At 37.3% G+C, this 5,425-nt stretch carries 7 protein-coding genes; all 7 read right to left on the bottom strand.

Annotated elements, in window-relative coordinates; genetic code table 11:
• Positions 1 to 437: sugar nucleotide-binding protein (locus KQI94_RS15390; RefSeq protein ID WP_346011723.1), on the bottom strand; the 437-nt coding region annotated here is incomplete at its 3' end.
• Between the two features lie 92 nt (positions 438 to 529).
• Entirely contained in the window at positions 530 to 1,558 is a 1,029-nt protein-coding gene (gene rfbB, locus KQI94_RS15385) for a dTDP-glucose 4,6-dehydratase (RefSeq protein WP_002359895.1), read from the bottom strand.
• A 24-nt stretch (positions 1,559 to 1,582) separates the two neighbouring features.
• On the bottom strand, positions 1,583 to 2,155 hold the full coding sequence (rfbC, locus tag KQI94_RS15380; RefSeq protein WP_216454586.1) for a dTDP-4-dehydrorhamnose 3,5-epimerase: 573 nt from the start codon (positions 2,153 to 2,155) through the stop codon (positions 1,583 to 1,585).
• A 12-nt stretch (positions 2,156 to 2,167) separates the two neighbouring features.
• Positions 2,168 to 3,034: a glucose-1-phosphate thymidylyltransferase RfbA gene (gene rfbA / locus KQI94_RS15375; RefSeq protein ID WP_002364387.1), complete on the bottom strand. Its 867-nt coding sequence runs from the start codon at positions 3,032 to 3,034 to the stop codon at positions 2,168 to 2,170.
• A 121-nt stretch (positions 3,035 to 3,155) separates the two neighbouring features.
• Complete coding sequence (locus KQI94_RS15370; RefSeq protein WP_002362119.1) at positions 3,156 to 3,869, bottom strand: glycosyltransferase family 2 protein; 714 nt, start codon at positions 3,867 to 3,869, stop codon at positions 3,156 to 3,158.
• Between the two features lie 3 nt (positions 3,870 to 3,872).
• A complete protein-coding gene (locus KQI94_RS15365) occupies positions 3,873 to 4,700 on the bottom strand; it encodes a glycosyltransferase (protein ID WP_002369091.1) in 828 nt (275 codons plus the stop codon).
• Positions 4,700 to 5,425 (bottom strand): glycosyltransferase family 2 protein (locus tag KQI94_RS15360; RefSeq protein WP_216454584.1); only part of this gene is annotated, 726 nt, incomplete at its 5' end. The genes KQI94_RS15360 and KQI94_RS15365, both read right to left, overlap by 1 nt.

The following is a 5,425-nucleotide window of genomic DNA, read 5'->3' as shown; positions in this document are numbered from 1 at the left end:
ATATAATAGTCGTCCAGGATTTCTTGTACCGCTTGTTCACCTAATAACTTCGTCCGACCATACTCATTTAAAGGATTCGGTTGATCATCAACCGCATAGACGCCTTCTTTTTTAGTTCCATCAAAAATATAATCTGTACTTACGTAAACAAGTGTCGCCCCCACTGCTTTAGCAGCTTCTGCAACATGACGTGTGCCATCTACATTCACTTTTTCATCTAATTCCTTGCCTTCGTCTTCTGCTTTATCAACAGCTGTATAAGCAGCACAATGATAAATGACGCTTGGTTGAATTTCTTTCACTTTTGCCAACGTACTATCCGCATCAGTAATATCTAATTCTGTTGAATCCGTCGAAACATACTCAATTCCTTGTTCATCTAATAGGTGACGTAATTCTGTGCCCAATTGGCCATTTCCACCAGTAATTAAAATCATTATTTTCGCTCCTTCTTGAAAAAAAGGCAGGGCAAAGTAGCTTTTGTACTTTGCCATCGCCTTTCGACTGTTATCTCACATGTCAGAAAAAATTACTGACCATTTTGTGCATATTTTGCTTCAACAGCTTCTTTATCTGCACGCCACCAGTCTTCATTTTCTGTATACCACTTGATTGTTTCTGCCAAGCCTTCACGGAAATTCGTGAATTCTGGTTCCCAACCTAATTCTTCGCGTAATCTGGTTGAATCAATCGCATAACGTAAGTCATGTCCTGCACGATCGTTGACATGCTCATAGGCATCAACAGGTTGTCCCATTAATTCTAAAATTAATTCCATCACTGTTTTATTGTCTTCTTCACCATCGGCTCCAATTAAATATGTTTCGCCAATTTGTCCTTTTGTTAAAATTGCCCAAACAGCCGAAGAATGGTCGTTTGTATGAATCCAGTCACGAACATTTTTACCAGCACCATAAAGTTTTGGTGTAATGCCACTTAAGACATTGGTAATTTGACGAGGAATAAATTTTTCAATATGTTGATATGGACCATAGTTATTTGAACAGTTTGAAATTGTTGCTTGTAAGTTAAAAGAACGAACCCATGCTTTGACTAACAAGTCAGAGCCTGCTTTTGTTGAAGAATAAGGACTTGAAGGATTGTAAGGCGTTTCGGCAGTGAATTTTTCCCCTTCACCTTCTCCATGTCCTGGTAAATCTTCTCTTAAAGGTAAATCGCCATAAACTTCATCAGTCGATACATGGTGGTAACGAACATTGTTTTTACGGCAAGCTTCGATCAATGTGTACGTCCCAATCAGATTGGTTTGTACAAATGGGAATGGGTCGTTTAATGAGTTGTCGTTATGCGATTCAGCAGCATAGTGAACGACCGCATCTGTTTCAGCGACTAAACGATTAACTAATTCAGCATCAGCGATATCTCCTACGACTAATTCCACACGATCACTTGGTAGACCTTCAAGATTTTTTTCATTTCCTGCATACGTTAATTTATCTAATACAGTTACATGAACTTCTGGATGATTCTTTACAACATAATGAACAAAATTTGAGCCGATAAAACCAGCTCCACCTGTTACGATGATTTTTTTCATAATTGAAACTCTCCTACTTTTTTCTTAAATTTCGCCATAGATAAACGGATTTTCCGCTTCAAATTCTTTTAAGGTTGGATGTTTTTGATCCTTTTCTGACGTAATCGCTTTTTCTGGCGCAATTGGCCAATCAATAGCTAACGCTGGATCGTTAAAAGCAATACCACCGTCTGCTGCCGCATTGTAGTAATTGTCACACTTGTACATAAAGTTCACGTTCGGTGTCAAAGTGACAAAACCATGGGCAAAACCTTTTGGTACTAAAAGCTGATGGTGATTATGTTCTGATAAAATGTAGCCTTCCCATTGACCATAGGTTGGACTCCCTTTACGAATATCAACAATCACATCTAATACCGAACCTGTTACAACGCGAATTAGTTTTGTTTGCGCAGCTTCGCCTTTTTGAAAATGCAATCCACGCAAGACACCTGCTTCTGTTGATAATGAATGATTATCTTGGACAAAATCAAAGTCTAATCCATGTTCTGCAAATTTAGCTTTGGAATAACTTTCTGTAAAAAAGCCACGATGATCACCGAAAACATCCATTTCGATAATTTTGACATCTTGTAATTTTGTATCAATAACTTTCACGTTTCTTCGCTCCTATTCTGCTGCTAAACGTAGCAAGTATTGGCCGTAGCCATTTTTCTTCAATGGTTGTGCCAATTCTACCAATTGTTCTTTTGTAATATAGCCCATTCGATAAGCAATTTCTTCCAAACAAGCGACTTTTAAATTTTGACGTTTTTCAATTGTTTCAATAAATGTTGACGCTTCTAATAAAGATTCGTGTGTGCCTGTATCTAACCAAGCAAAGCCACGGCCCATTACCTCAACAGAAAGTTTATTTTTTTCAAGGTAGACTTTATTAACGTCTGTTATTTCTAATTCCCCACGTTCTGACGGTTTGATTCCTTTTGCAATTTCAACCACTTCATTGTCGTAAAAATACAAACCTGTCACTGCGTAATTTGACTTCGGTTGTGCTGGTTTTTCTTCAATAGAAAGCGCCCGCATCTCTTCATCAAATTCTACCACGCCGAAACGCTCTGGATCATTTACATGGTAACCAAAGACTGTTGCCCCTGACTCTTTAGAAGCCGCTCGTTGCAACATTTTTGATAAGCCGCCACCATAATAAATATTGTCCCCTAAAACTAAGCAGACACTGTCATCACCAATAAATTCTTCACCAATAATAAATGCTTGCGCCAAACCATCTGGGCTTTCTTGTACAGCGTATTCGATATGAATGCCTAAATCATGGCCATCGCCGAATAAGCTTTCAAAACGTGGTGTATCTTCTGGTGTAGAGATAATCAAAATTTCATTAATTCCCGCCAACATTAACGTTGACATTGGGTAATAAATCATTGGTTTGTCGTAAATTGGCATTAATTGTTTTGATGTTGCTTTTGTTAACGGATATAAGCGTGTCCCGCTTCCGCCTGCTAAAATAATTCCTTTCATGAACAATCTCCTTAAATACTTCTATTTTTAGTTTCTATAAAACCAAATATCCTTCCCTATTATCGCATTAAGCATAGGGTTTGTCATGTTTTTTACGTAAATTTTACAAATCTGTAAAAGTTTAGCGTTGTTCCTTTAAACGCTGATGTAAAGCTTTTAATAAATTCACACGCCAATTTAATTTTTGTTGGAAACTTGTTTTGGTAATAATAGGGCTGACATTCGCTCCATGTCTTCGGTAAAGCACTAATGGTTCTTTAATGAGGCCCGTTTGCTTTTTCCGTGCAGCTAATAAGCCAATCCACATATCGTGCATAGGAACTTCTGGCGGAATGGGTAAAATGACGTTTTTCATCTCTTGACGAAAGGCCATACCTGCCCCAATATAGCCACTTTTTATCGCATTTCGCCAAAACCCTGGTTTGACTTTTCGAAACTTAAAATAAGAGGGATTGGTAACTTGTAAATCCGCATCAACAATTTTCAAGTCACTAATAACCACTTGGATGTCAGGGTGCGTTTCAAAATATTCTGTCACTGTCGTTACTTTATTTGGCAACCAAACGTCATCTTGATCTGCTAAAAATATTACTTCGCCTTTCGTATGCGTAAGCGCAAATGCAAAATTAGCAATCACTCCTTGCCCTGGACCTTGTAACAATTGAATTTGGGGATAATTCGCTGCATACGTTCTCAAAATTTCCAACGTATGATCAGTAGAACCATCATCTGAAATAATTAGTTCATCTTCTTCACTGACTTGTAAAAGAATACTATCTAATTGTTCCGCGAGATATTTTTCTCCATTATATGTCGCAATACAAACTGAGATCATAGATTATCCTTTCATTAACTTGAGAAATTCTGCCAATGTTTGCCGCCAAATTTGGCGATTTTTGACAGTTAAAAATTGCTTACTACTGCGTAAAAATAAATGGCGTCGATGATGGGAAAACTTTTCTTGATCATATCGACGATAAAATAACGTTTCTGCTTCAATAATAGAGCGATAACGTTGAGGACTCATTGTACGATAATCTAAAACAGACAATTCTTGTTTTAGGTGGATTGGTAAGACTTCAATCTTTTTATTGGCTTGATTCAATTGATAAAAGAACCAATGATCTAAATAGTCCAAAGGAAATTCTTCCGAAAATCCTTCCAACCAGCGCAGTGTTTCTGCCGTAATGACTGTACCAGAATTGATAGCCATCAACGGTTGGTTGGCTATCCCTGCTGTTGGCTTTGCTCCTTTAAGTCCAACATATTGGTCACTATATACTGGCGAAATTTGTTGTCCATTTGCTTCTACAATTGGAACATAGACTGCCACAGTCGGATCTAACGGCATGATGATCAACGTATCAAAATAAGAGGCTGGCACTTCTGTGTCTTGGTCAAGGAGCAACAATAATTCACATTGATTCGCTTGACTAAAAGCAATCGCTTCATTATAAGCGGTCGCTAGTCCTGGATTATCAGGATTATGTCGATAAGTAACATTTTGTTGTAAAAATAATGCATCTTCTTGAGGAAGTGGGCTGTTGTCATAAATAAATAAGTGCAATTCGGGGTGATCTACCACTTCTTTTAATAACAAATAATTCGGCGTATCAGCCATTTTCATTTGATATAAGACGATGACTACCGCTAATCTTTGACTCATTAAAAGAACCTCCAGCCCCATTTGTTAAAAAATTTCCCCATTGATTGCATAAAGATTTTAAACAATTTACGACTTTTATGGGCGCCCTTTTCATACATGTGAACAACCGTTTCAAAAGGCGTATAGAGAATCCGATAGCCTGCTTTGCCAAAGCGTAAACATAAATCGTTGTCTTCAAAGTACATGAAAAAACGTTCATCGAACCCACCAATTTCAACGAATTTTTCACGATCAATCAACATAAAACAGCCTGAGCCCATTTTAATATCCGTTGTTTCTGTATCCGACAAATCGCGACATTCATAAATGCTCAAACGTTTATCAAAAATTTTCTTTACAAATTGAAAGGGAATAAAACGTAACATATAATCGAAGACATCTAATTTTTGACGAACTAAATATTGCGTCGTGCCATCTTCATTCAGCACTTTAGGGCTAACGACTGCAATGTTCTTATCTATTTTGATACGGTCTAATAGACGATCAAGCACGTCTTTAGTAACCAAAACATCGGGATTAAAAATAATTGCATACTTTGTCGAAGCATTGAATAACACTTGATTATGACCATGACCAAACCCTTGATTTTCTTCAGCGCGATGGATAGTAATAAATGGTTCATATGTTGTTAATTTTTCAAGATACGCTGTTTCAGAATAATTGTCATAGATATGAATATCATAGATACTATCAGTACCCAGTTCGGCTTTTAATTGGTCTAGTAC

This window comes from Enterococcus sp. S183_ASV_20 (genome assembly GCF_018919685.1).
Classification (GTDB): Bacteria; Bacillota; Bacilli; order Lactobacillales; family Enterococcaceae; genus Enterococcus; species Enterococcus faecalis.
This window is presented reverse-complemented; position numbering and strand designations above follow the sequence as displayed.

Excerpts from the sequence above, each read along its gene's own strand:
- rfbB (WP_002359895.1), bottom strand. The coding sequence starts at position 1,558 with ATGAAAAAAATCATCGTAACAGGTGGAGCTGGTTTTATCGGCTCAAAT.
- rfbA (WP_002364387.1), bottom strand. The coding sequence starts at position 3,034 with ATGAAAGGAATTATTTTAGCAGGCGGAAGCGGGACACGCTTATATCCG.
- KQI94_RS15370 (WP_002362119.1), bottom strand. The coding sequence starts at position 3,869 with ATGATCTCAGTTTGTATTGCGACATATAATGGAGAAAAATATCTCGCG.
- KQI94_RS15365 (WP_002369091.1), bottom strand. The coding sequence starts at position 4,700 with ATGAGTCAAAGATTAGCGGTAGTCATCGTCTTATATCAAATGAAAATG.